Annotated in this window: 18 protein-coding genes, 1 tRNA gene and 2 pseudogenes; 15 read left to right on the forward strand and 6 right to left on the reverse strand. The window is 51.2% G+C overall.

From position 1 onward, the window contains the following. Window positions 1-3 precede the first annotated feature (3 nt). The 11 genes from ABVF61_RS19010 to ABVF61_RS19060 all read left to right on the forward strand — a co-directional run bounded on the left by ABVF61_RS19010 (window position 4) and on the right by ABVF61_RS19060 (window position 9161). Window positions 4-180, forward strand: a complete 177-nt coding sequence (locus tag ABVF61_RS19010; protein ID WP_353995104.1) for a hypothetical protein — start codon at window positions 4-6, stop codon at window positions 178-180. 293 nt (window positions 181-473) lie between these two features. Then, window positions 474-2522, forward strand: coding sequence for a methyl-accepting chemotaxis protein (locus tag ABVF61_RS19015; RefSeq protein ID WP_353995105.1), 2049 nt, complete (start codon window positions 474-476; stop codon window positions 2520-2522). Between the two features lie 185 nt (window positions 2523-2707). Further along, window positions 2708-3145, forward strand: coding sequence for a DUF2948 family protein (locus tag ABVF61_RS19020; RefSeq protein ID WP_353995106.1), 438 nt, complete (start codon window positions 2708-2710; stop codon window positions 3143-3145). A gap of 54 nt (window positions 3146-3199) precedes the next feature. Then, complete coding sequence (gene hisD / locus ABVF61_RS19025; protein ID WP_502949980.1) at window positions 3200-4495, forward strand: histidinol dehydrogenase; 1296 nt, start codon at window positions 3200-3202, stop codon at window positions 4493-4495. Window positions 4496-4520: 25 nt separating this feature from the next. Next, a complete protein-coding gene (locus ABVF61_RS19030) occupies window positions 4521-5024 on the forward strand; it encodes a UPF0262 family protein (RefSeq protein WP_353995108.1) in 504 nt (167 codons plus the stop codon). 5 nt (window positions 5025-5029) lie between these two features. Then, window positions 5030-5482: an arsenate-mycothiol transferase ArsC gene (locus ABVF61_RS19035; protein WP_353995109.1), complete on the forward strand. Its 453-nt coding sequence runs from the start codon at window positions 5030-5032 to the stop codon at window positions 5480-5482. A gap of 104 nt (window positions 5483-5586) precedes the next feature. Beyond that, on the forward strand, window positions 5587-5805 hold the full coding sequence (gene infA, locus ABVF61_RS19040) for a translation initiation factor IF-1 (protein ID WP_006939340.1): 219 nt from the start codon (window positions 5587-5589) through the stop codon (window positions 5803-5805). 43 nt (window positions 5806-5848) lie between these two features. Beyond that, window positions 5849-6475, forward strand: coding sequence for a Maf-like protein (locus ABVF61_RS19045; RefSeq protein WP_299479277.1), 627 nt, complete (start codon window positions 5849-5851; stop codon window positions 6473-6475). Window positions 6476-6514: 39 nt separating this feature from the next. Continuing rightward, window positions 6515-6715, forward strand: coding sequence for a DNA gyrase inhibitor YacG (gene yacG, locus ABVF61_RS19050; protein WP_353995110.1), 201 nt, complete (start codon window positions 6515-6517; stop codon window positions 6713-6715). A gap of 317 nt (window positions 6716-7032) precedes the next feature. Continuing rightward, entirely contained in the window at window positions 7033-8640 is a 1608-nt protein-coding gene (locus tag ABVF61_RS19055; protein ID WP_353996460.1) for a bifunctional metallophosphatase/5'-nucleotidase, read from the forward strand. A gap of 445 nt (window positions 8641-9085) precedes the next feature. Next, a tRNA-Phe gene (locus ABVF61_RS19060) sits at window positions 9086-9161 on the forward strand. Between the two features lie 502 nt (window positions 9162-9663). On the opposite strand, the pseudogene ABVF61_RS19065 reads toward ABVF61_RS19060, so the two are convergent. The 3 genes and pseudogenes from ABVF61_RS19065 to ABVF61_RS19075 form a co-directional block, all read right to left on the reverse strand. After that, window positions 9664-10722: pseudogene (locus ABVF61_RS19065) on the reverse strand (recombinase family protein); the annotation flags it as partial. Then, complete coding sequence (locus ABVF61_RS19070) at window positions 10719-11021, reverse strand: hypothetical protein (RefSeq protein WP_353995111.1); 303 nt, start codon at window positions 11019-11021, stop codon at window positions 10719-10721. The gene ABVF61_RS19070 and the pseudogene ABVF61_RS19065, both read right to left, overlap by 4 nt. A gap of 140 nt (window positions 11022-11161) precedes the next feature. Beyond that, a complete protein-coding gene (locus tag ABVF61_RS19075; protein WP_353995112.1) occupies window positions 11162-11515 on the reverse strand; it encodes a hypothetical protein in 354 nt (117 codons plus the stop codon). Between the two features lie 313 nt (window positions 11516-11828). Between ABVF61_RS19075 and ABVF61_RS19080 the strand changes: the two genes are divergently transcribed. Beyond that, window positions 11829-12647 carry a hypothetical protein gene (locus ABVF61_RS19080; protein WP_353995113.1) on the forward strand — a complete coding sequence of 273 codons (819 nt, stop codon included), beginning with the start codon at window positions 11829-11831 and terminating at the stop codon, window positions 12645-12647. Here ABVF61_RS19080 and ABVF61_RS19085 read toward each other — a convergent pair. Continuing rightward, window positions 12640-12969 (reverse strand): hypothetical protein, encoded by a 330-nt coding sequence (locus ABVF61_RS19085; RefSeq protein WP_353995114.1) that lies wholly within the window; start codon window positions 12967-12969, stop codon window positions 12640-12642. The two genes, ABVF61_RS19080 and ABVF61_RS19085, sit on opposite strands and share 8 nt — an antisense overlap. Before the next feature lie 215 nt (window positions 12970-13184). Between ABVF61_RS19085 and ABVF61_RS19090 the strand changes: the two genes are divergently transcribed. Beyond that, entirely contained in the window at window positions 13185-13757 is a 573-nt protein-coding gene (locus tag ABVF61_RS19090; protein WP_353995115.1) for a recombinase family protein, read from the forward strand. Window positions 13758-14495: 738 nt separating this feature from the next. Here ABVF61_RS19090 and ABVF61_RS19095 read toward each other — a convergent pair. After that, window positions 14496-15070: pseudogene (locus ABVF61_RS19095) on the reverse strand (integrase core domain-containing protein); the annotation flags it as partial. 48 nt (window positions 15071-15118) lie between these two features. Beyond that, entirely contained in the window at window positions 15119-17485 is a 2367-nt protein-coding gene (locus tag ABVF61_RS32130) for a caspase family protein (protein ID WP_502949981.1), read from the reverse strand. 595 nt (window positions 17486-18080) lie between these two features. Between ABVF61_RS32130 and ABVF61_RS19105 the strand changes: the two genes are divergently transcribed. After that, window positions 18081-18392, forward strand: a complete 312-nt coding sequence (locus ABVF61_RS19105; RefSeq protein ID WP_353995116.1) for a hypothetical protein — start codon at window positions 18081-18083, stop codon at window positions 18390-18392. Window positions 18393-19930: 1538 nt separating this feature from the next. After that, a complete protein-coding gene (dcm, locus tag ABVF61_RS19110; RefSeq protein ID WP_353995117.1) occupies window positions 19931-21007 on the forward strand; it encodes a DNA (cytosine-5-)-methyltransferase in 1077 nt (358 codons plus the stop codon). Window positions 21008-21011: the final 4 nt, after the last annotated feature.

Below are 21011 nucleotides of genomic sequence, written 5' to 3' on the forward strand. Positions count from 1 at the left end.
GCAATGCGGGCACATATGATCCGCTTTCTCATCCAGGCATCATTCGCCATTGCCGGTATTCTCGCAGTCGCTTTTGTCGCTGCACCTTTCGGGCCGACCTTGGCGTTTTTCCTTCTCGTTTTCGGACTTTGGATGGGCCGCCGCGTGTTTCTGCGGCTGGAGAGCCGGGACCGTTTTTGATCGGGCCGGTACAGCGCGGTGGCGATCTTGGGGGGGGGGAGAGTGCTGGATCCAGTCCCGTCAGATTGGCCGTGCCGGACAGTAATTAAGTGGTAATATTCCGTTTCTTGTAAATAATACTGACTGCTCTTGAAATTAACTACAATTCGTTAAATCAAAACTACAAGAAGTCATGTAAGGGATGCTACCTATTTGGCTTTTGAATGGTTAAATCGTGGAATTTGTTTAGTTTTTGTTATGTCTTTGCCGGAAATTTGGACCCACTTTAAACCTGTAATTGTTGGGTGAGACAAATGTCCTTGAAAAACATCGCTGTGATCCTCGTCGGGGCGGTCTTTCTGCTAAGTGCGTTGCTGGTTGGGATCCTGTTCACAGGGTCAACGCAGCTGAAGCAGATTGAACAGGCGTGGATTACGTCGACGGAGCAAAATTCAAGGCGTGCGCGGGGGCTTGAACTTGCCGTCGTGAAGCTTGGCTACGGCGGGGTTATCCACCACTTCAAGAACTATGTCCTGCGGGGAGACGATCAACGGGTCGCCAAGATCCGGATCGCAGTCGGCGGCGCTAAGCTGGCACTCGACGTCATTCGCGAGACCAGTCTTTCGCCGCGCGAAATCACTGCGCTCAGCGATCTCGAGCGTGTGATCGACCAGTATAGTGACGCGACCGAGCAGGCCGTGGCTCTTCACAGGTCCGGGCTGACGCCGGAAGAGATAGACAAGCAGGTGAAGATCGACGACGGCCCGGCTCTCGCCGCCATTGATGTGCTCTTCACGGCGCTGCGCGAAAACAGGACGGGCGATGATGCGGCGACCAGCCTCGTCGCCCTGCGCGATCATCTCGGCTACGGCGGCATGATCCATCAGTTCAAGAATTATGTCCTGCGAAAGGACCACGCCAGGCAGGAAAAGATCTTCAGCGCAGCGGATGCCTCAAGAGAAGCGATTGCCTCGTTTCGAAAGCAGCCTCTGTCAGGTGAGCAGATGGCCGCGCTGAACGACATTGAAGACATGATAGACAGCTACACCGAGGCAACCAAAACCGTCGAGCGTCTCGCAAGTGAAGGAAAGAGCGCAACCGAAATCGACAAGATCGTCAAGATCAGCGACGGTCCTGCGTTGGCCGGTCTGCAACATATGCTAACCAGTTTCGGTGAAGCGGCTTACGCCAGCCAGCGCCAGATTTTGGACGACGTAGGGGAACTGGCTGACCAGGGACCTGTCTTCGGCGCCACCATGTTCGTCCTGCTGGTCCTGATCGGCTCTGCTGTGGCGTATGTGGTTTTCTTCCGGATCTTGAGACCGCTTTCCAGGCTTACGGACGTGATGACCGATCTGGCGGCCGGAAACGAGGAAGTTGATGTTCCGTTCCGCGAGCGCACCGATGAATTGGGCTCGGTTGCCAGGGCCGTGGATATTTTCAAGTCCAACCTGATCGACAATCGCGCCCTTGAGGAACAGAACCTGGCGTCTGAACGCGAGAACCGGCAGCAGCGGGAAGAAGACCTGAAACGCGTCGTCGAGGATTTTGAAAAAAGCGTCGTCGGTATCGTTGATAATGTTCTTTCAGAAGCGCAGAACCTGAAAACCAATGCATCCGACATGAAGGTGCTGGCTCAGGAGACCAATGGTCAGGCGGACGGCGTAAAGCAGTCGGCGGGCAACGCCAACACCAATGTGCAGACCGTTGCCGCAGCGGTCGAAGAACTGTCCTCCAGCATTGCCGATGTTGCCGAGCAGATTGCCGGAACATCCGACCTGACCCAGGCAACCGTCAACGAAGCGGGCAAGGCAGCCGAATCGGCGCGAGAACTCAGCGACGTTGTCTCCAAGGTTGCTGAAGTCACAAGCCTCATTCAGGCAATCGCCGAACAGACCAACCTGCTGGCGCTCAACGCGACGATTGAAGCCGCACGAGCGGGAGACGCCGGGCGCGGTTTCGCGGTTGTTGCTTCGGAAGTCAAGCAGCTTGCCGAGCAGACGTCGCGCGCCACGGAGGAAATCAACACGCAGATCGAAAGCATCCAGAACGCCTCCAAAGTGTCCGTCGATGCGGTCGAGAAAATGACGGCACAGGTGCAGGAGATCAGTGACAATGCGTCGGCGATTGCGGCTGCGGCATCGCAGCAGCGGATCGCGACGCAGGAAATCGCCGAAAACGCGACGATGGCGTCATCCGCCACGCAGGATGTCAGCGGCAGCGCCGAGGCGGTCAGCAACGCAAGCACGAAGACAGATGAAACCAGTGCGCAGGTCATGCTGGTCGCGAACAATCTGAACGATCGTGCCGGCGTCTTGCAAAAGGAAATCGATGCTTTCATGGGCAGGCTGCGCGCCGGCTGAGGCACAACGCTGCTTGCAAGCAAGAAACCGCTTACAGCCCCACAGCCGCCCGCGAGGGCGGCTGTTTCCATTCGCGCGTTGCAAATTGGTTCAATCCGCATTAGGTCAACATTCTCGAGGCCCCTAAAGGCCCCGTTCCCTGCTGCCTGTCAGAAAATGAAAACACGGATCAGAATTTGACCGCTATGGATCAGCTGAAACTTGCCGCCCTTGACCAGGAAGATCTCCAGGTATTGTCTGCACATCTTCAAGATGCCGTGATGACGGTCGCCGACATTCGATACTTGCCGAAAGAGCAAAAGGCAGTGTTCGTGGTCAACCGCTTCGTCTGGGACAAGGAGGCGGACAAACGCACCAAAGAGCATGAGCGCCGCAGGTCCGCACTTGCTATTGGCCGGGTGTTGAACATGAAGGCACAGGGCATTCGCCAAAATGCAAAGGGAATGGTGCTGGAGCTTCTGGCTGTCACATTCGAGGCGGGCGAGGAACCCTCCGGGACAATTCAGCTTGCCTTTGCGGGTGGCGCAAGTGTTGCGCTGACAGTGGAATGCATCGAGGCGCAACTCGCGGACCTCGGAGCTGCATGGGCGACCCCGAACCTGCCACAACACGATCTCAGCTGACGAGCGACTTGAGAATTCTTCAGGTGCATCGCACCGAACACGATGGAGACGCGCGTGGTTTTGCGCCTGAACAGCACCGGCAAAGGGTTTGAAGCTCAGTTCGAAGAACTCCTGGCATCCAAGCGGGAAGTGTCGGAAGACGTTGACCAGGTTGTCCGCGACATCATCGACAATGTGCGCCTGAAGGGCGATGAAGCGGTTCTGGAATATACGTCCAGATTTGATCGCCTTGATGCGGCAAGCATGGCGGAGCTGTCTGTAACGGAGGCGGAGATTGATACCGCGCTCAACTCCGTGCCGGCCGATACTCTGGAGGCTCTGAAGCTCGCCCATGACCGCATTGCTGCGCACCACCGGCGTCAGAAGCCTCAAAACGACCGCTATACCGACGAGATTGGTGTGGAACTCGGGTCTCTGTGGACCGCGGTTGAAGCCGTTGGCGTTTATGTGCCGGGTGGACTTGCGAGCTATCCGAGCTCCGTTCTCATGAATGTGGTGCCGGCCAAGGTCGCCGGTGTTGAGCGTATTGTCATGGTCGTTCCGAGCCCGGACGGCGTCCTCAACCCTTTGGTGCTCGCAGCGGCCAAGGTCGCTGGTGTGACCGAAATCTACCGGATCGGCGGAGCACAGGCGGTCGCTGCGCTTGCCTACGGGACCGAGACAATTGCGCCGGTGGCCAAAATTGTCGGTCCGGGCAATGCCTATGTCGCAGCTGCAAAGCGCCGCGTTTTCGGCACGGTCGGTATCGACATGATTGCCGGACCCTCCGAAGTCCTTGTCATTGCCGATGGAGACAACAACGCGGACTGGGTTGCCGCCGATCTACTGGCCCAGGCTGAGCACGATACGGCGGCACAGTCCTTGTTGATCACCGACAGTGAGGATCTTGCCGACCAGGTGGAAATCGCCGTCGAAAGTCAACTCAAAACCCTTCCAAGAGAAGATGTCGCAAGGGCAAGCTGGCAGGATTTTGGGGCTATCATCCTGGTGGACGATCTGGATGCGGCCATGCCGCTGGCAAACCGAATCGCACCGGAGCACCTTGAACTGGCCGTCGCCGACCCTGAAGCCCTCTTGACGAAGGTTCGAAACGCCGGCGCCGTATTCCTTGGTCACTACACGCCTGAGGCGATCGGAGACTATGTCGGCGGCTCTAACCACGTTCTGCCGACCGCACGCTCGGCTCGGTTTTCGTCGGGTTTGTCCGTTTTGGAATTCGTAAAGCGCACCTCGATCCTGAAGTGCAATGCGGATAATCTGCGGGCGCTCGGTCCGGCCGCCATCGCACTGGGTGAATCTGAGGGGTTGTCGGCGCACGCGCGCTCTGTTTCCATCAGGTTGAACATGTAACAGAGGCTCAAAGAGGTTTTCGCAGATGAGCGAAACGCAACCGGACCCTAGTGCACAATCCTCAGGCGGACGCCTTGTGGACGTCGTCCTTGATGAAGCCTCTATCGCGCGCTCCACGCCGGAAGTGGAGCATGACCGTGCCGTTGCCATCTACGATCTGATCGAGGAAAACAGTTTTCAGCCGGTCGGCCATCCCCCGGTGAACTATGTTCTCAACCTCGCCGTTGTTGAAAAGAGACTGGTTTTTCGGATCAGGACCGATAGTGATCAGGAAGTGGTAACTCATGTTCTGTCGCTGTCGCCGCTGCGCAGGATCGTCAAGGACTACGATCTCATCTGCGAAAGCTACTATGAGGCGATACGCCATGCGACGCCCAGCCAGATCGAGGCAATCGATATGGGCCGCCGTGGTGTACACAATGAAGGGTCGACGATCCTGATGGAACGCCTGGAAGGGAAGATCGAGGTCGACATGCAGACGGCCAGGCGTCTGTTTACCCTTGTTTATGCCTTGCACTGGAAGGGCTGACCGGTATGTCCGGGCCGGGCCTTCGTCCGACTGCGGTTCTGTTTGCCTGCGGAATGAACTCCGTGCGCTCGCCGATGGCTGAAGCCCTGACCCACAAGCTGTTTCCCGGACGCATCTACGTGCGCTCGGCCGGTGTCCGCCACGGCAAGATCGATCCCTTCGTGGACGCGGTAATGTCCGAAATGGGCATAGACATGAGCAGGCACCAGCCAAAGACATTCGAAGACTTGGAGGAATCCGGGTTCGACCTGATCGTGACGCTGGCGCCGGAAGCGCACCACAAGGCGCTGGAGATGACGCGAACGGACGCGGTTGACGTGGAATACTGGCCCACCCTGGATCCGACGATTGCCACTGGCAGCCGTGAACAGATCCTGAACGAATACCGCACCGTTCGCGATTTGCTGCTGATGCGCATCAAGAAGCGCTTTGACTGGACGCCGACCGCGGCAGACTGACTTTTCTTTTTTGTAAGGAATGGAAAGAAAGGTTCACTTTCTCGCGCTTATCCGTTAGTTTCCCCGGCACCCGCGGGCAGGGCCCGCTTCATTCAGGATATCAAATGGCCAAAGAAGAAGCTCTGGAGTTTCCGGGCGTCGTAACAGAACTGTTGCCGAATGCGACGTTCCGCGTAAAACTGGAAAATGATCACGAAATTATCGCGCACACGGCTGGGCGTATGCGTAAGAACCGTATCCGCGTTCTGGCGGGCGACAAGGTTCTCGTTGAAATGACCCCTTATGATCTCACCAAGGGGCGGATCACCTACCGCTTCAAATAGCGGTACCTTCCATGGTGATGCCGGCTGCAAGGCTCTTTCCCTCATGACCGACGCTCCCCACCTCATTCTGGCTTCCGCTTCGCCGCGACGTCTCGCACTGCTGCAGCAGATCGGGCTCGACCCTGATCATCTTATGCCGGCAGATATCGACGAGACGCCCAAAAAGCATGAAACGCCGCGCAGCCTTGCGCTGCGGCTGGCCCGCACCAAGGCGGAAGCTGTTCGACAATCGGCTGATGCTCTGCAAGAAATGCAGGGCGGCCTTGTTCTGGCTGCGGACACCGTAGTGGCTGTCGGGCGCCGGGCTCTGCCCAAGGCCGAGCTAACCGAGCAGGCGCTAATGTGCCTCTCGATGCTCTCCGGACGGGGGCATCGCGTTTTCACAGGAATCGCGGTCGCGGAAGCGAACGGCAAGGTGCGCTCCAAGCTGGTCGAGACACGGGTTCGCTTCAAGCGCCTGTCCCGTAAGGATGTCGACGACTATATTGCCTCAGGTGAGTGGCGCGGGAAGGCGGGCGGCTACGCGATTCAAGGACTGGCGGGGAGTTTCGTCGTCAAGCTTGTCGGCTCGTATCCCTCCGTTGTCGGGCTTCCGCTTGCCGAGACGGTCAACCTCCTCAGTGCAGCAGGGTACCCGGTGCACCAGGGTTGGGCGACCGCAGCAGCCTGATGACGGCGCATCGCGAGCCGGATCAACGCGTGAGGTGACATGACTGATACGAACAAAAATAGTTCAGGCAGGCGCATGCGGCCCTGTCCTATCTGCTCGAAACTTTCGACCCGGGAAGACTATCCGTTCTGCTCGGATCGTTGTGCCAAAATCGACCTGAATCGCTGGTTTTCCGAAGGCTACACGATCCCGGTCGTCGAGACCGACGACATCGACGAAAGCAACTTTCCGGAAGACTAGCGGACTGGCTTGCAATCAGAGGCCGCGAAGAGGGTTGTTCTGCACCTCTCATAACCAGGGCTCGATCAGCTTTAGAGAAGGCTGGTTCTGGCTGAAGTTTACCGGCTAAATTAATTATTCTTTATTTCCCTGATATCACTTGCGGTTGAAGGATTTCTGTTCAAAGATTTTGGGCCGTTGGCTGTCTGGAGAAGCGTCCTTGCCTGCCCGCCTGGGCTAAAGGCATGGAGCATTTCCAGCTGAAACCGGTTGACGGCAAGGGCTATGCGCCGATGCGGCAGCCCTCAATCAAAACCAGAATCAAGGGCGAGGGTCCGATGAGAAAACGTTTTCTGACCGCTGCGGTGGTGTCTGTCACAGTTGCGCTGCCGACGGTCGTCTACGCTGATTATTCATTGTCGATTTTGCATTTGAACGACCTGCATTCACGTATCGAGTCGATCAACAAGTACGATTCCACGTGTGATGCCGAAGACGAGGCAGAAGGCAAGTGTTTCGGCGGTATTGCGCGCATGAAGACGATGATCGACCAGCGCCGCTCCGAGCTTGAGGCGGAAGGCAGAAATGTGATCGTTGTTGATGCCGGGGACCAGTTTCAAGGCTCGCTTTTCTACACCACCTACAAGGGCGACGCGGCTGCAGAATTTTTGAACGGGATCGGCATTGATGTCATGGCGGTCGGCAATCATGAATTTGACGATGGCCCTGAAGCGCTTGCGAATTTTATCGGCAAGACAGAGTTCCCGATCATTTCCGGAAATATCGACGTGAGTACCGACCCTGCACTGAAGGGCAAGGTACCGGGCATCATGATCTTGGAAAAGGGCGGTGAAAAAGTTGGTATCGTGTCGGCCTTGGCGGAAGACACCAGCGAGACGTCGTCGCCCGGCGACAGTGTGCGTTTCATTCAGGCGGAAGACTATCTGAAAGGCGCCGTTGACGGTCTTGAAGCGGCCGGTGTCAACAAGATCATCGCCGTTACCCATATGGGCCTGTCACGCGACATGGAAATCGCGGCATCTGTCTCTGGAATTGATGTCATTGTCGGCGGCCACTCCCACACGCTCCTGTCAAACACGCAGGAAGGCGCGTCCGGCCCTTATCCGGTTCTGGTGACCAACCCCGAAGGCAAGGACGTCCCGATCGTTCAGGCCTACGCTTACGGCAAGTTTCTGGGCGAACTCGATGTCACCTGGGATGACGACGGCAACCTACTGAAAGCCGAAGGCGAGCCTATTCTGCTGGATGCGTCCGTGACACCCGACGAAGGCTATGCAGCGCGTGTTGCCGAACTTGCTGCGCCAATCGAGGAACTCAAGGCGAAGGTAATCGGCTCCAGCGAAGCGGCCATCGACGGCGACCGGGCATCGTGCCGGGCCGGAGAATGCCAGATGGGCAATCTTGTCGCTGACGCGATGCTTGACCGCGTCAAGGACCAGGGCGTCCAGATCGCAATCCAGAATGGCGGTGGGCTGCGGTCTTCGATCGATGGCGGCGAAGTCACGATGGGCGAGGTGCTGACGGTTCTGCCCTTCCAGAACACCTTGTCCACCTTCCAGCTCAAGGGTGCGGATGTGATCGCGGCACTGGAAAACGGTGTCTCTCAGGTTGAGGAAGGTGCTGGCCGGTTCCCACAGGTCGCCGGACTGAAATACAGCTGGACCCCCAAGAAGGATCCGGGTAGCCGCATCACGCTGGTGGAAGTCATGGAAGACGGTGCCTGGGTCGCCATCGATCCGGAGAAGATCTACGGCGTTGTCTCCAACAACTACATGCGTGGCGGTGGAGACGGCTACAAGGTCTTTGCCGACAGCGGCATGAATGCCTATGACTACGGGCCGGGCCTGGAAGCGGTCGTAGCTGATTACCTTGCCGAAAAAGGGGCTTACGCACCTTACACAGACGGTAGGATCACCGAGCAGTAGGGCCAGGCTTTTCCAGCACAATGAAAGCGCGCCGGTCATTGGCGCGCTTTTTTTTTCATAAAAAAAGTGGATCCAAAAACAGCAGTTCTCCCTGAGAGAAAACGATAAACAACTGCTTGTCATCCGCCATCCCGGACCCGATTTGAGCCTGGTGCAGCGGTCTCATTGGATCTCGTACCCGTATCGAAGCCGGGGTGGTAAGTCGGCACGACTGGGCTGATTTCCCTCCGCCGCACACGCCCTAATTTGCCTTCCGCTGCAAGAGCCTCATCCTGGTTAAAAACGTATGTTTATCAGCGCGTTGAGGCGGGCTCGAGTTTTCCCCAAGTGCCGTGCCACCAGATTGCAAAAAACTTTGCCGGAATGCTGGACAAGGTCTGAGTGAGCCTCTATAAGAACCGGGCTTTCAGCGAACGGGGCTCCGACCTCGTGGTTTGAACAGCACGCCCAGATAGCTCAGTTGGTAGAGCAGCGGATTGAAAATCCGCGTGTCGGTGGTTCGATTCCGCCTCTGGGCACCATTTTACACTTTTTGGTCGAAATTTCCGCTAAAGTACTGAATGGTAAAGTGGTTTTTGCTGTTCTATACCCGTTTTGTCTGTCGTATGGCAAAGGCTCCAAAAACGCCATTCTCAGCAGTAGTCTTTGAAGGGTGATGTCGCCAGAGTCCCAGAGTTTGCAAGGGTTTGACAAAAAAAGCATGCCCAGTTCTATGGTTTGCTCTGAGGTCACCTTAGTTTGCGCCAAATTCTCAAGCTGGTCGGCAGCAAGCAACCTTTCTTTTTCAAGTCTTTCAATTTTCCGTTCAAATGCTTTTTCCGCTGTCTTGCTGGAAGTGTCTGCCAAGCGATCTAGCAAAGAATCAATCTGCTTTTCCAAACCGAGAACGTTGTGACGAAGGCTTTTTCGAAGCTCATCTGCTTGTGAAGCTCGAAGGCTCCATGCAGTCGTTAGCATTTCTTTGAGCAAAATGAACAGTGAAGATGATGGACGCATGTCTTTCACAATTGCAGCAAACTCATCTTCGACTTTGGCCTTCGGGATTGATTTGCCGTAGCTGCTGCAACCTTTTGTGTGGCAGGCGTAATAGCCGTATTTCTTGCCTGATCCGCTTTTTGACCAACTCCCCCTAAGAGGTTTTTCGCAATCACCACAAGTGACAAAGCCCCGCAGGGGGAAGTCGGCATGGATATCTTTTCGTGCAGGCGCATAGGCAGCACTCTGACGGCGTTTTTTGATTTTCTGAAATGTGGCCAAAGAAATTAGTGGTTCGTGCAACGCTTTCCTAAAGGGCACGTCCCGGATTCTTGACTCAAGGTATCCAGCATAAAGTGGTTGGGACAAGAGGTCGGACACGACTTGAGGCCGGACTTTACCATTCGGTTTTCGTCGTCTGAAATCGGGCTGACTCTCAAGAAAACGTTGAACTTCCGCTTGACTGGAAAAACGACCCGTTGCGTATCCTTCAAGTGCTTCCGTTACAATGGAGTCCACGGGTTCATCTTTAACAAGAATACCGCCCTCGGTCTTGGAGCGAATATATTTGTAACCAATGGGCGCGTGGAACACCCAATAGCCTTTCATGAGCCTTGCCCATGACCGATGTTTCGTAGTTTCCGCAACTTTCTCACGGTAGTGCTGTGCCCCAAGAGCCTGAATACCCTCGAAGAAGTTACCGTCAGCGTCTCGGGTGTGTTTAAACTTCATGGTCGGGGATTCAAGCAATGCCCCTGTTTCATGGATAGCATCACGCAGGTCTAGAAATATCCGAACGTCTCGGGCAAGTCGGCTGATATCATCAACAATCACCACATATCGAACGCCATCAGGGCATTGTTTAAGAAAGGCTAGAAGGTCTGTGATGCCATCTCTATCCATTATGCTCCCCGAGATAGCTTCATCGGAAAACACCTTGGCTACGGGAATTCCGAGATAACGGGAATACTCCCTGCCTCTGGTTTCCTGAGAGTCCAAACCACTAGCTCCATCCACCTGACTGCGGTCTGACACGCGTGTGTAAAGGACGGACATGTAAGTTATGGTGGTGTCTGTAAAATCAATATCTTTGTTCGAAAAATTCATTCGTCTACTCCTTCTAAAATGCTCTCCTTTTCGGCTGATAATTCTTCATCGGCAAAGTCCTTGATGAATTTCGCTAAAGCCTCTTGGCTCTCACTACCCTTTGTAGGGTTTGCCTGTTGCAAGGGGTGTATTCCAAAACCCAGATCAACAAATTGAACCACAATGTTCCAAAGCGTTTCAATCAATTCACGCTTTTGCGCGTCTGAGATATCCACATCGTCTAAAAACGATTGGTAGTAATCGACATCTAGTGTCAGTGTCTTGTATTCGCTGCCAGCAGTCTTATCTTCCTTTTCCACGCGGTTTTTCCTTACAATCAATTAGGTTGAATTCATTTGTTTCTCCTCTTCCTGAAACAAGAACAAAAAAAGAACAAAAAAAGAACATAACTCTTATTTTGATCTTGTTCAAGAAGATTCAGTACCCGAATGAGTAAAGGTCAAACGTCTGTTGTGTTGTCTTGAGCGTGAACATTTGAAAGCGAATTTGAGTGCTGCTTTTCCCACTCAGCCGCTTCTTGCGTGATGTCTTTGATTGAGTGGTCTTGCCGCTGTGTGTTGAGCATTTCCTGCCGTAATTCATTTGTTTTGCCGTATGCCTGGCGGGCTAGCTCTGAGACGCGCAGCAAATCGGAGTTGTTGAAGACACTCGTATCGCGCGGCTTATCGTTCGAGTCTCGATACGTTTTGGCAAATGTTGTTGTGAAGTACGTGCCGTTCCTGCCTTCATTCTCCCAAATGCTGGCTTTCAAATCACCGTCTCTTATGACACTCGCGGGCGGTTCTCCGTTCATCTTCTATTTCCCTTCTCTGGCTGGATTTTAGGCGTGCGACGCCATCGCAGTTGTGAAGTGCAACGCACTGATTTTTCGGAAGATTTTGAAAAAATAATTATATATATAATTATACAAAAGCCGCTGTGACGAATTTATGGCGGCGGTTGTATTTTCTGACCAGAAAACAAAAAACAGCCGCGAGAAGACGTCGACGGTTCTTGATTTTGTATTCAACTTCGATTTTGTGTTATAATGTAAGCAGTTGAGATTCAGATGGAATTTCGTCTGAAAAGATCGTCAATCCCAATAAGTGCGCGGATTTTGAACGCGTATGGACGGCGTTGTTCGGCTAAAAATGCCGACAAGAAAAACAAGAAGAATGGTGTGTACGGTGGAACGGTATTTCGACCAGTTTAATGAAATCTCGAACGCAGCTGCAGCGAAAAAGGCACTAGAGGACGCTGCCGACCTCAACCATAAGATAGCCAACGTAGATATCGGGCGCGCTCACCGCTTTCTTTCATTAGAGAATTCGGCTCGTGGCGGCAGCAAAGAAAAGAAGGAAGCCAGGCGCAGATTTCAAACGCTGCTCGATGAATTACTCCTCGATCCTGAATACGCCGCTGCTTACCAGTCAGCCAGCAAAGCACTTGGCGATGCGGAAACGGATGCGGAGACGCAGATTGAATTCGCCAAGGAAGCTCTTGCCGCTTCAACTGCCGAACTTGAGGAACTTCAATCCAAAGCAAAAGAATTGCCAGACGGACGGCGAGTGTATTTTGATCCACAAACGAGACAGGTCTTTACCGAGGACGGAGAAGTTCTTGATGAAGCTGCCGCGTCGCAAATCGAATTTACAGGCAATGAGCCGATCTTTGCGGACTATGTTGCCGCGAGACAGAAAATGGATGCTGCGATAAGCCGCCTTGAAGAATGGTACAATTACCAAGTCACATTAGGTGATTTCCGCAACGAGCTTGAAGATCAGGACAACCCACCATCCAAGAAAAGGCTGGGCGAAATTGAGCGTGAGATTGAAGAGCGCAAGCCGCAAGACATAACACCCGAGCCAGCAAGTTCGGATGTTAAAGCAATCGATGCGACGAACACGGCAAGCGTTTCTGTTCCCAAGATTGGTTCGTCTAATTGATCCGGTATTCGAATTTACCGCACTGCGCTTCCAAGACGCCTAGAATGACCCCGCGTGGATGATAGTCTGGGAAATCGCGCATTGATTTCAGGATAAAGTCAATGGACTTCACCTTGTCGTCCCAGTACCAGCCCTCCAAACATTCGGCATGTTTCTTGTCATTTTGCGCTGCAATGAGCCCCGCCATACCGATATTTGCGTCGATATAGAAGTTTTGTGACTCTCGTTTCCATTTCAGGAATTCAGCACTTTTGAATGTTTCAGCATACGTCGCATGTGGATAAAATAGCATAAAAATCAACAAGATCGTTGAAATCCCCATCCGGTTTCCGGCTATCATAAGGGAACCGTTATGAAGAGATACAGAACACTAAAATCCTGTAAATTATGGAATAAAAAAACGGCAGAATTCTGCCGTTTTTTGTGGATTCAAATCGTTCAGACACAACCAAAAGAGGTGCTTGCAGATGGGTTCCCTTATGTCGAAACAAGGAGGGATCACATATGACCTCATCACAATTTTCGGCAAAACGCCGCATGGTTGGCTATGCCCGCGTCTCGACCGATGAACAAACACTCTACCAATATCATGACGCGTTGAGACGAGCCGGATGCAAAGAGCGGGATATCTACTACGACGATGCCACCAAGGCCACGGCAAAGAAACGTGAAGGGCTTTTGAAGGCAAGAGCAGCGCTCAGACAAGGTGACGTGTTTGTGGTTGCCGCGATTGACCGCGCATTCCGCTCATCACTTGAGGGGTTAAAGTTCCTCGAAGGGCTGGACGAGGAAGGCATTACCTTTCATTCGATCTACCAGCAGATTGACACTGGAACACCCGAAGGCCGCAAATGGTTTGCCTATCAACTGGCTGACGCCGAATACGAACTGGCCGTTATCTCCCGCCGCACAAAGGAAAAGATGGCAGCGGCGAAAGCGCGAGGGCAGCACTTGGGGCGACCCTTCAAGCTCAGTGAGCGCCTTATCCACCGCGCCCACATGCTTGTGACAGAAAAAGGCTGTGACATTGATAAAGTGGCCAAGACCTACAGCGTTGCGCCTATCACCTTAAAGCGCGCGTTTGAGCGTTTCGGGTTGGAGGCAAACTAAGGCTTATGAAGACCCTGCTCACATTGACGGAGAGGCAAATCGTAAAGAGGTTAGAAATTTGCCCAAATTTACTTATATTTTAAAAATAAAATAGAAACTAATTGCAATATTTCAATAAAGAAGTACCGTAATTTAGAAAGTGTTAATAGTCTATTATCCGGTGTGAATTGAAATTGATTGCAAAGAATTTGAATGTCCCACTTTTTTACTTTTTTTGGGAGGAAGGAGTAAGCAACACTTTGCTCTGAACGTAATCGTGTTAAGTGTTTCCAATCGGTGTGCTAAGTGAAGTCATAGAAAATGTGAGAGGTCTGGATTAAACCCATTTTGATCGATACTACAAGACGCATGAACGACAGATATAATAGATGCAAAAGAACACTTTGCGTTGCAAATGACCTGTATCGAACAGTGGTTAGTGAGAGCGGTTAGCGCCAGGGGCGGAATCAAACCACAGACACGAGTATTTTCAACTAGCTGCGAGGTCAGTACAAACTGTCTCAGCGTCGCTTGTCTCGCAACGTAATAACTTGAAACCCAAAAACTTGTGTTTTGCAGGTCATCTCGCAGTGTAGTGAGGTGCTACCCAACGCGCCTTCGGGGTGGGCTAGAGTTTTCCGGACCAAATCAGGAACACGGGCTGGCTGGGTGTTCTGATTTCATCAGGTCCACCGGCACCTTGCTGCTGGAGTGCTACCCAACGTGCCCCCGGGACGGGCTAGAGTTTTCCGGACCAAATCAGCAACACAGGCTGGCTGCGTGTTCTGATTTCATCAAGTCCATCGGCACCTTGTTGCCGATGGCGCCATGAGGTCTGTGTTCGTTGTAGTCCTCGCGCCAATCCTCCAACTTTTCAGCAGCATCTGCAAGGCTCAGGAACCAATGCGCGTTCTGGCATTCCGCCCTGAACCGCGCATTGAATGCCTCGATGAAGGCGTTGTCGGTCGGCTTCCCCGGGCGGGAAAGGTCAAGCGTGACGCCTTTCTGGTAAGCCCATAGATCGAGGTCTCGGGAGATGAACTCGGAGCCCTGATCAACCCGGATCGTCTTCGGATAGCCGATACGGGCGCAGACGGTTTCCAGGGTTCTCACCACATCCTCGCCCCGGTAGCTGAAGCGCGGATCAAGCGCCGGCACATAGCGGGAGAACGTGTCGATCACCGTCAGAATGCGGATCGTCCTACCGGTTGCGAGCTGGTCATGTACAAAATCCCTTTCAGCGAAAGCAAGCATTCGCCTCCTGGGCAGCGCATAGCCCAGACATCGTTCGGACCGACCGCTTCCTGCCGGTCTTCGCATAGCTTTGCCTTCACCTAGCGCTTGAAGCTTGACCGGAGTGTCATCGTCAAATAGCGCTTCCCCTAATGCGTTTTAATTAAGTCAAGTTCTGCATCTCCAAAATCGAAATTTTTATTTCCGAGCGCTTCTATTGATGCAAAGAAAGACGAGAGTTCTGGGATAGATCCTCCAAAGTCTCTACGAGCCCAGAAAGCCAAGGGTTCACCATGCAAAGACACGAAATTATTATTAATCTCTTCTGTCGAATTCTCAAAATTCACTGCCGCCCAACGTATTTTTAAGCATTTATTGGACAGCGGCGGAGTCAATTCGTTTGTTTGGATCGCTTTCTCGATGTAATCGACAGTATCTGAAAGCGAATTCTTTTTGTCTACGGAAATACGCTCATATTCCTTTAGCGAATCCAGCATAACTCCTGAATACTCAGAAATCCTGTTTCTCCAACGCTCGTCAGTACTTAAGATAAATTTCTCAATCCAAGGGTAGGCTAGGTCTAGGCCGCCTATGTTCGCAATATAGTCAATGCCTAAACCAGTGTCACCATCAAGACCAACACTGTATTGAGTTGTTTCAGACAAGTCTAACGACACCCAATTGGAACTTAGCCATCTGCCGCGTTCACCTTGAGCAAATTGCCATAGAGATTGATATAGTAGATTCACTTCAGCTTTAGTTCGCAGGTACCTAACGGTTTTTCCTTCGTGTCTACATAGATTAGTATTTGATTCTTCATTAACTTCTTGTCCGACATCAATATACTTTAGCCGCGGTGGTTGGAAAACAACCGGTCTTTCCGTATCTGAAGTTTGCACTACTTCTGACAAATAGCTATTTACGTAGTCGTCGTAGACGCGAGTTAACATGCCAGATGTTATTTGGAGGTCCGAACGAGCAAAAAACCTGAGCGCGTCTCCTCCTAGCTGATCTACGAGTGTTTTGGCGTTTTTTGCAAATTGCTCGATTAGTTCCTGGCGCGTGTTCTTGTCAAGCTCGTCCATTTCTAATGGAATTGGATCTTTTTCCTGTCGCAAAACGTTAATAAGTGCTCTTGCGAGAAGTGTTGCATCTCCGCGCGCAGCAAAGTCAGTTATGACGTCATCTACGCTTGCGCTTCGTTTATTTCTCGTTTCCGAAAATGAGCCCGCTAACGCGAATGCAAGTGCGGTGATCGTCTCAGTATCCAAATTACCCGTTTTCGGTAACCCGGCAGCATCTTGAAAGGCAATTACACTAGCTCTTGTTGTTATCGAAAGTTTATCGTTGTCATATCCTACCTTGTAACCAAGCTCTGCAAGTACAGCCACTGCCTCAAGGCGCTCTGCTTGTTCACGGTTAATTGACTCAGGTGCACTAAAGCTCGTAGCGCTCTTGATAATGACTTCACCAAAGCGGAATTCAGCTTCTGCCGCTCCCACGCCCTGCGTTGCGACTTGTAATTTTTCGTTCGATGTCACGAAATAAAATTCGCCGTCATTGGATCCTATGTCGTCCAATGAAGGTGTAGTACTTCCATTGTACCCTGCATTAGTCGCCTCGTTTCCCATCAAAATTGAAACATAAGACGTCAACTCACTCAGGTGCACTAGTCCATCCTTTGGGAAATCATGGTTCTTAGAGTCTGCGCGTCCGCTCAGGCCCTGCAATACAGCCCAAGTAAACAACGAGCCGCCCCATCTTTCACTCGCTATAGCTTTTTCTTTCCACCGGCCCGCAGTTAAAATATGTGCGCTCTTGCCTGCAAGCTGTCTCAAGTTTACTTCTCGCGCTTGATCAGAATTAAGCCTAAGCACGTCGGATTTAGTAGAAATCGCCAACCCTGAAAAGCATGCATCAAGAAGATACAAAACCTTTTTCGCCTTTAGCTTCTTTTGCCACCCGGTTAGCTCGCTCATTTCAACCATGTTGTTGATATCATTAGCGTTAGTAGCAATTGAAACGGGCAAGTATCCAGTTGAAAAACCGTCTGTATCTGGGACATCTATACCGTGACCAGACCAATAAAAAAGAAACTCGTCATCCTCGTTGACTCTATTCCTTAGTTCATTGAGGAATACAGTTCGTACACTCATATACGTCACATGATCCTCGGTGAGGATTCTAACACTATCAAATCCGTGCCTGTGAATGAGGAAGTTTGCTACGCGCGCTACGTCACCTTGGGTTACTTCCAAATCTTCAAGCCATCCGCCTCCTGCGCTGTAATCGCTAACTCCGACGAGAAAAGCGTGCCTGCGTTTAGCGCCAGCTACGCCGATAAAATCGAAAAACTGTTCCCCCCAAGTTTTCTGTGATCCAGGCTTCTCGTAGAGGCAATTTAGCGGCTCACTAGGTGAGATGTTGTCAGGGCACGATACAGATTGCGAATACGGAGCGCTAATTAGGCAGAAGTACAGTAATAAAGACAGGTAAATCGAAAAGTCGTTCCTCATGACTTCTCTTTCTTTGTAAGTGCAATTCTGAGGTTTACAATTCCTAATATCAAACTAACAATCGCAACAGCGAGTTTAATCCATTCTGTTACTTCGGATGGGCTCTTTTCAACGACATCGCTAAACAAAGAAGGGACAAAATTTGTCCAGAATACAACGAGAATTACGCCGAAAAAAATAAATCCAAAGCCTAGAAATACTTGTGATCGAATAGTCACAACTTCCTCCCGCCAACTATTTCTCGCTAAAAATGTCTCATGTTGGGGCAGTAAGTCAAGTGTTGATCGGATTTTCATACCTGACGGTAGGAATGTATTTGCGACCCATCCTACTTGATTGAGCTCAGAGCTGCAGCATCCTAATCCCCATGAGTGACTCCAAGAGACGTCAGCGATAGAGAAATCAGCTTTTTTGCAACGGGAGGCTTGAAAAATGGTTAAGTGATCGTGCTCAATGTGACGTGCTGTGGTTTCTAGAGTGTCGGCTATAGCTGATTTTCCATACTGCAAAATTTGTTAGTGGGTTTAATGGAACTAAAGCGCAAAACTTGATTGATGACGCCGAAGGGCTATGCTTTATCCAAAGGAGAAATTCGATGGATCATAAGCCTATCGGTTGGGAACAGCTGGTCGGAGACCAAATACCAGAAAAAGACATTGTCTATTCGGGCCACGGGCTTACAGTGTCGAAGCATCTGGTTGTCAATACTAGAGAGGTTTATCCGCTCCACTCAGTCAACGGTGTATCAATCCATCAAGACAAAAATGCTTTTGGTAAAGCAAGATCTGAATATCAGATAAAACTTTCTTTCGAGAATAGAGATACAGTCACTCTTGCAACAATTAATAACCCTGAAGACACTAAGCTTATTGTCGATTTCATAGAGCAATTGATATGCTGCAAATAAACGCCTTTGGTTGCAGCGAATTTGGTTAGCCTTTGTTTGCTGTTTGAGGCATTTGAGTAATTGGAAAAGGAAAAGAGATTTCCGAAAAATACGATACTGGAATTTAACATCACTACAGTCGGGCGGCGCTTAGAGTTGTGTTCGAAGTCGTAGCCGTCAAGACTATTTAACACAATTAGAATTCGTGTTGCGCGGAGATTTGGTCTTGGAGATATGCAAGACTTAAGTTTGATGTGATGCAGCCTCAAACGGCTGTTAATCAAATCCAGCTATCACCAAGGGCGTCCTAAAATAGGAGGCTCATATGCACTCGTGCTGCTTGGTGGTGCCGTCCTAACACTTTTGACTGTCGCGGAAGCTGCAATACCCCAACTTATGTGGTTTTTGTCGATAGGTGGAAGCTCGATCTCCCAGATGGGGATAGTCCTTGGTTTTGCAGTTGCCACTTCAACAATCATTCATTTGTGGAGAGGCGGAAGCGATGAATAAGAGGGTCACCGTGACTTAAGATGAAGATGTGGCTGTGTGGGTCCAACATGCATCTAAAGATATCAACCGTTCGCAGTCCGAAGTTATTCGAATTAAATTGAACGAGTTTATGTCCTCTAACCCAAAGTGCTTCTCGCGTTTAAATAAAGCTCGAACGAAATCGTAAGATGTTTGACTTAAAAAGAACAAATAGATTTATGGGCTCAATATAGACGAGCGCACGCAACAATATGCACATGCGCCACTTTTCATATGCTCGGATACATAGAAATCAGAGCAAAATTCATAACTTTTGAATAGTGAAAAATTGCAGTGCGAAATGCGCCCCATATGCACTGAAAACGTGCAGCCACATCTCGCAGTAGCCCGTCTCTACATAGGGTGAGATGCGAAGCCCACTCATCCCCTCACACTCAAGCCCCACTCGCTTGCAGATTCATTATATGCTTAATATGCTTATGTAAACATTCTTCGATATATTGAATTAGATTCCCAAAGTTTAGGATGCGTTCCACGTCACTCGCAAGCGTTGCGTTTCAATATACGCAATATACGCAAGATGTGCGTGGTACTACCACGCTGCGTGCTCACTTCGTTCGGCAAGGGGGCATAGCCCCCGTTGCATCCCCTTGCCCTGTCGTGATGTTCACATCGTTCCGTGTTCGATACCCGACCAGAAGTTTTGTCCCCATTTTATTGTCCTCAGCTGAGGTTATCTGATTTAACGCTGAATTCCTTGCTGGAGGCTCGGTTCGCCATCGTTTCGTTGACTCCGGAACGTCGATGAATGCGCAATCGCAAAATTGTTCACTTTATGTTCGCGACTGACTGTGATGCGCTGGGAAAAATAATGACACAATGTCAAAATTTAACCCGGAAATTACAGTATGACAGAAGCATCCTTTGCCGAAGATTTTGGAGCTCTGAGAGAAAAAGCCGGACTTTCAATTCCGGAAGTCGCTGCTCTGGTTGGCAAGTCTGACAGGACTGTCAGGCGGTACGAGGCAAAAGGCAAGGCTGCAATTACACCGCCAGCTCTTGTCATCGATGTGTTGAAACAGCATGTACACAAGCGATGCGAAAGTTCTGCAAAAGACGGTAAGGCTTTTCGATTTATCGACCTGTTTGCTGGTGTAGGTGGCCTCAGAATTCCATTTGAAGAACTGAACGGAAAGTGTGTTTTCACAGCAGAGTGGGACCGATTTTCCCGTCAAACCTACGCAGCCAATTTTCCGGACGATGAGGATCATGAATTTGCAGGTGATATAAGACCATATGCAGACGAGCCGGAATTGATCCCGCACCATGATGTCTTGCTGGCAGGGTTCCCATGCCAGCCATTCTCGATTGCAGGCGTTTCCAAAAAGAACTCCCTTGGAAGACCGCATGGTTTCTTGTGCGATACACAAGGCACGCTGTTCTATGATCTGGCCAAAATCATCAAGCACCATCGTCCGTCGGTATTCCTGCTTGAAAACGTCAAGAACCTTGAGCGGCATGACGGTGGCAAGACATTTGCGACCATCATGCACGTGTTGCAAAAAGAGCTGGGTTACCAAGTTCAGACTAAGGTTATCAGTTCAGACCCATGGGTGCCCCAGAAGCGTGAGCGCATATTCATTGTCGGGTTTCGGGATGAGACTAAAGAATTCAGTTTTGATGACCTCAAAATACCAGATGCACAGCCAGGACTTGGCACAATTCTGGATGACAGTGTTGAATCCAAATACACACTGACCCCAAAGCTTTGGGACTATCTCCAGGGGTATAAGGAAAAACACCGGAAAGCCGGTAACGGATTTGGTTATTCGCTGTTCGGTCCTGAGGACGTCGCGCGCACTCTGTCCGCCAGATATTACAAAGACGGCTCGGAAATTCTTGTCGCGCAAAAAGATGATCGCCCAAGACGCCTCACGCCACGAGAATGCTCCCGGCTTATGGGATTTGATAAACCGGGTGAGAGCAACTTCATTATCCCTGTTTCAGATACTCAAGCTTATCGGCAATTCGGGAATGCCGTTGTTGTTCCGGTTGTTCGCGTAGTAGCCGAGTTGATGAAACCTCATATCCTGGAAGCCGTTGCCAAACAGACCGGGCGTCCCGTGCAAAAGGAAATGCCTTTGTAATCTT

Source organism: Roseibium sp. HPY-6 (assembly GCF_040530035.1).
Classification (GTDB): domain Bacteria; phylum Pseudomonadota; class Alphaproteobacteria; order Rhizobiales; family Stappiaceae; genus Roseibium.

What these genes read in the sequence shown, in the direction of transcription:
- ABVF61_RS19090 (WP_353995115.1), top strand. Translation starts at nt 13,185, where the DNA reads ATGGTTGGCTATGCCCGCGTCTCGACCGATGAACAAACACTCTACCAA.
- ABVF61_RS19030 (WP_353995108.1), top strand. Translation starts at nt 4,521, where the DNA reads ATGAGCGAAACGCAACCGGACCCTAGTGCACAATCCTCAGGCGGACGC.
- ABVF61_RS19015 (WP_353995105.1), top strand. Translation starts at nt 474, where the DNA reads ATGTCCTTGAAAAACATCGCTGTGATCCTCGTCGGGGCGGTCTTTCTG.
- ABVF61_RS19075 (WP_353995112.1), bottom strand. Translation starts at nt 11,515, where the DNA reads ATGAACGGAGAACCGCCCGCGAGTGTCATAAGAGACGGTGATTTGAAA.
- ABVF61_RS19055 (WP_353996460.1), top strand. Translation starts at nt 7,033, where the DNA reads ATGAGAAAACGTTTTCTGACCGCTGCGGTGGTGTCTGTCACAGTTGCG.
- yacG (WP_353995110.1), top strand. Translation starts at nt 6,515, where the DNA reads ATGACTGATACGAACAAAAATAGTTCAGGCAGGCGCATGCGGCCCTGT.
- infA (WP_006939340.1), top strand. Translation starts at nt 5,587, where the DNA reads ATGGCCAAAGAAGAAGCTCTGGAGTTTCCGGGCGTCGTAACAGAACTG.
- ABVF61_RS19010 (WP_353995104.1), top strand. Translation starts at nt 4, where the DNA reads ATGCGGGCACATATGATCCGCTTTCTCATCCAGGCATCATTCGCCATT.
- ABVF61_RS32130 (WP_502949981.1), bottom strand. Translation starts at nt 17,485, where the DNA reads ATGAGGAACGACTTTTCGATTTACCTGTCTTTATTACTGTACTTCTGC.
- ABVF61_RS19080 (WP_353995113.1), top strand. Translation starts at nt 11,829, where the DNA reads ATGGACGGCGTTGTTCGGCTAAAAATGCCGACAAGAAAAACAAGAAGA.
- ABVF61_RS19085 (WP_353995114.1), bottom strand. Translation starts at nt 12,969, where the DNA reads ATGGGGATTTCAACGATCTTGTTGATTTTTATGCTATTTTATCCACAT.
- ABVF61_RS19035 (WP_353995109.1), top strand. Translation starts at nt 5,030, where the DNA reads ATGTCCGGGCCGGGCCTTCGTCCGACTGCGGTTCTGTTTGCCTGCGGA.
- ABVF61_RS19045 (WP_299479277.1), top strand. Translation starts at nt 5,849, where the DNA reads ATGACCGACGCTCCCCACCTCATTCTGGCTTCCGCTTCGCCGCGACGT.
- ABVF61_RS19020 (WP_353995106.1), top strand. Translation starts at nt 2,708, where the DNA reads ATGGATCAGCTGAAACTTGCCGCCCTTGACCAGGAAGATCTCCAGGTA.
- ABVF61_RS19105 (WP_353995116.1), top strand. Translation starts at nt 18,081, where the DNA reads ATGGATCATAAGCCTATCGGTTGGGAACAGCTGGTCGGAGACCAAATA.